The organism is Syntrophales bacterium (genome assembly GCA_030655775.1).
GTDB lineage: Bacteria > Desulfobacterota > Syntrophia > Syntrophales > JADFWA01 > JAUSPI01.
Genome location: JAUSPI010000192.1, coordinates 1 through 3889 on the forward strand (window position 1 = coordinate 1; position 3889 = coordinate 3889).

The 3889-nt window shown below is 43.9% G+C and carries 4 protein-coding genes; 1 reads left to right on the forward strand and 3 read right to left on the reverse strand.

The genetic code is table 11. From position 1 onward, the window contains the following. Nucleotides 1-62 precede the first annotated feature (62 nt). Nucleotides 63-851, reverse strand: coding sequence for a hypothetical protein (locus Q7J27_10415; protein MDO9529556.1), 789 nt, complete (start codon nt 849-851; stop codon nt 63-65). 336 nt (nt 852-1187) lie between these two features. Further along, a complete protein-coding gene (locus tag Q7J27_10420) occupies nt 1188-1880 on the reverse strand; it encodes an isochorismatase family protein (protein ID MDO9529557.1) in 693 nt (230 codons plus the stop codon). A gap of 597 nt (nt 1881-2477) precedes the next feature. Here Q7J27_10420 and Q7J27_10425 point away from each other — a divergent pair. Further along, on the forward strand, nt 2478-2990 hold the full coding sequence (locus tag Q7J27_10425; GenBank protein ID MDO9529558.1) for a hypothetical protein: 513 nt from the start codon (nt 2478-2480) through the stop codon (nt 2988-2990). Between the two features lie 133 nt (nt 2991-3123). On the opposite strand, the gene radC is transcribed toward Q7J27_10425, so the two are convergent. After that, nucleotides 3124-3889: DNA repair protein RadC (gene radC, locus Q7J27_10430; GenBank protein MDO9529559.1), on the reverse strand; the 766-nt coding region annotated here is incomplete at its 5' end.

Sequence of the window (3889 nt, forward strand, 5' to 3'; positions counted from 1 at the left end):
CCATGGCGACGTCAAACCCAATGCCAACTGAAATAAATTCGTGTCTCTCATGATGATCCGTATCAACCTCCTTCTTTCCTTTGATGACAGATCTCTATCATGCTCCGGACCGGATTACCCATACATTTCAGCGAGGAGCCATTTTCATTCAATATGAACTGATTAACTTTTGATTCATCGTCTTTATCTTTGATAAGGTTTATTAGGTCTAATGCAGCTACAACTCCGATGATAGTATGAATGTTACCATCTAATTTTTCAAAATGATTCCTATCTAATAGTGTTAAATGACCATCAATTTTTTTTGTTTGATTTTCTAGAATGATCTCAACTAGGTCTTCAAGATTGTGATAGTAAAAATCAATAAATTTAAACTGTGATAAAGAATTTACAAGTTTTTGCTTCGCTGAATCAACCGGATATTCTTTGTTGGATGCTAAATGAATGTGAAAATATACTGGGCCTTCATAGAGTGATGATTTAATTTCTTCGTATTTTTCAAATACTAATTCATTAACATAATCGCGAAGAAGGTTGCCGGAGATCAACGATTGTAGTGTTGAAATTAGTTTGTCTATTTCAGTGCCAGGAAAATTCTTTGATGTCTTGTCAAAATCATCTGTGTACTTCATGTTGAATATATGAACATCTCGATTTTGAATATATATAGCATCAATGCCTCCATCACCCTCGCCGTCAGTTAATGAATTTTCAATGTCATCTTCATTCAGTTTTAAAAGTAATTCCAGAGCAACCCTATCGAATGCAAGCCCAGGCGTTTTGAGTGAGTATGATTTTTTAATATCCTTAACCAAACTGTGTAAAACGCTAAATGATGGCATACTTGGCATATACTTGACTCCATTTCTATTCTTTCACTGCTAACAGTCTTTATAGGACTCCTGATAAAAACCTAAATAATAGAGTATGTTAACCCACTAGCTCCATTGTGATATCTTGTCAAGAACTATTACAGTAAAACTTTCAATCGGTAATCATCGATTATCTCCCCAAACAATTTTGTTGAGTTGTAGGTGAAGGGTGCAAGATTTGTCGCAGGATAGGCAAGACAACATCTATTATGTCTTTTTCCGTGGTGTTCTTCCTGTAATCGAGGAAACCAATTTGGGTCGAGTTGTTGTATATTTCTTTTGTTAATCAGCAACGTTTGAGCTCATCGGCTCGCTTCAGCGCGCCAGCTTGATCGAATTGCTAGGCGAAGTTTCTTCACGCAATTGAGCCACAACTGTGTCAACGTCTGTCACCCATGAGAAGCCAAAGGCAAGATTAAGCAGGCTCGCTAGATGCATTTCCTCGGTGATGCTTCCAGTTCCATCAGCGAGAAAAAATACCCGGTAATCTCGATAGTAGGCATCGCGAGCCGTAGATTCGCAACACATATTGGTCATTGTCCCTGTAATAACGATATCTTCAACCTGCAGACAGCGTAATACTGTTTCTAAGTCAGTATTGTAAAAAGCCGAGTAACGGTGTTTGGAAATAACCTTTTCATTGCGTTTAGGAGAAATATCTTGATGGATTTCACTTTCCAGGCTTCCCTCCAGACACATGCCTTCCCACCACCAACCCATGATTCCGGCATCGAGACCATCAGGATGATGCACGTGCCTTGTAAAAATCACAGGACTCCCTGCTTGTCGGAATGCATGAATTGTCTTTTTCAAGTTTGGGAGAATAGCGAAGCCACCACAAGCAAATGTGGGGGAAGCAGGATCCAGGAAAAAATGCTGCATATCAATCACAAGTAGTGCGACTTTATCCCTGTTGAGGTGCATTGTATGTATATTGAATGGAGCAATGTGTTCCAACCATTTTTTCCCTTTAGCTGAAATGGTTTCCTGTGTAACGTATGGTTCCATAGATATCTCCTTCTATTGGTTGTTTCACCTAACTATTATTTATGAGGGTGTGTTATACAGAAACTGTATCACACCCTGAAGTATTGGCTACAGCAAGAAAGATCTAGAATCTGGCCTTGTTTTTTGTACCACCTTTCGTTCAAACGACTCTTTGAATAAAAAAGCCCTATCTCTCATTTCGAGAAACAGGGCTTTAGATGACTTAATCCCCCCTCGGTCACAGCTGTTCAAAAGCACATATGAATCGTTCAAGATCAAAAATATGCTAAACCACTAACCCCGTTATAGTATCTTGTCAAGGAATATTACAGTGAGACTTTCAATCGGTAATTATTGATTTTCTTTTGAAAGATATCTGAGCCTTTGTAGGTGAAGGGTGCAAGATTTGCCGCAGGATAGGCAAGACAATATCTGTCATGGCTTTCCCCGCTGTAATCAGCCGCATTCCCATACCAAAATCACCCGTTGGGTAACATCCGTTCTGGGTCAATACGCATGTTGCATTATGTTCAAATTATGTTAAACTTCAGTACAATCTATTCGAAAACTCAGATGGCATCAGGCAAGGATCTTGTGAATTCGTCAAGGAGGTTTGACATGACTGAAAAGCAGGGAAACGTAGAGGAACGGAAAGAGGTCGGTCTGTACGAAAAATTGGCTTTAAGGTCGAAGGAACTTATTGAGGAGGCGCGAGATAAAACAGCCGAGACGGCTGAAGCGGCCATTGAGAAGGCAAAGGCAGAGATGATTGCGGCGGGTGAGTTCGGAAGTGAGCAGGGAGAGCGGTTAAAGACTTTTTTGATACGTGATCTTCAAGCCACCGGCGATGCCGCTTCAAAAATGGGAAAAACGGCCCTTGAGATGCTCGAGCCCCATCGGGTGGCAGCAGGTGCCCAGAGTATCCTGGCCAAGATACTGGACACGGTTGGTGGTACGTTAGAAGAGTGGGGAAGCAAGCTTGAAGTGGGGCTGGATTACAAAACGGGGGAGATGACAACTCCGGGAACCATGACGTGCAGGGAATGCGGAAACAGTATGAAAATACTAAATACTGGCCATATTCCGCCCTGTCATAAATGCCGGGGAACAAAATTCAGAAAATCTTACTAGTGTAAGGCGTCTAACCCTTTTTACATGTTTTGTGCAGCATTTGCGCTCTTGTTAATTACACCGCGTAGTAGATAATTATTACGCTTACTCTTTGTGGGTGAAAGAGAGAATATCAAATGGATTGATTTAATAGTCACAGCTCTCTGATCGCCTTCGTTTCGTACTCTCCGATAAATCCCTTGTCCGCAAAGCTGAAGTAGCAGTCATTTCCGATGATGATGTGATCGAAAAAATTGATGCCCGTTGCCTTCGCGGCCATCATCAGGCTTCGGGTGAAGGCCTTGTCGTTTTCGCTCGGGGTCGTGGCGCCGGAGGGATGGTTGTGGGCAACGATGAACGACGGCGCGTTGTTCCTGATAGCTGTTTGGATGATGTCGCGGATATAGGGGTTCGCCCTGTCGACGGTGCCGTAGTCGATATCTATCATATCTGATACGGCGTTTCTTCCGTCGAGGAGGAGCAGGACGAAACGCTCCTTCTTCAGATCCCTCATCAGCGGCATCAGCAGGTTCGCCACATCGGAGGAATGCTTGATCGGATCCGTGAGCTCCTTCTCCTCGCTGAGCATCCGCCGGCCCAGTTCGATGGCCGCCTTGATCTGCGCGATTTTCGCATTCTTGAGGCCGTTGATCTTCCTGAATTCCGAGACATCGACGCTGCTCATCGCGCGGAGCGATTTGAACCGGTGCAGAATCTCCCTGCCGATATCGACGGCGCTCCTGCCGGGCGTTCCGGTCCTGATCAGGATGGCCAGAAGCTCCGCGTTGCTGAGGGCATGCTCCCCGTATTTGAGAAGTTTTTCCCGGGGGCGGTCATCTTCCGACCACTCACTGATTGGAACAGGATAGAGGACATTGTTGTTTTTTCCCATGCCACCGGCCACCCTTCGGCTGATCCTG

Bases quoted from the DNA above. Each gene is read 5' to 3' on its own strand.
- Q7J27_10420 (MDO9529557.1), bottom strand. From the start codon at position 1,880: ATGGAACCATACGTTACACAGGAAACCATTTCAGCTAAAGGGAAAAAA.
- Q7J27_10415 (MDO9529556.1), bottom strand. From the start codon at position 851: ATGCCAAGTATGCCATCATTTAGCGTTTTACACAGTTTGGTTAAGGAT.
- Q7J27_10425 (MDO9529558.1), top strand. From the start codon at position 2,478: ATGACTGAAAAGCAGGGAAACGTAGAGGAACGGAAAGAGGTCGGTCTG.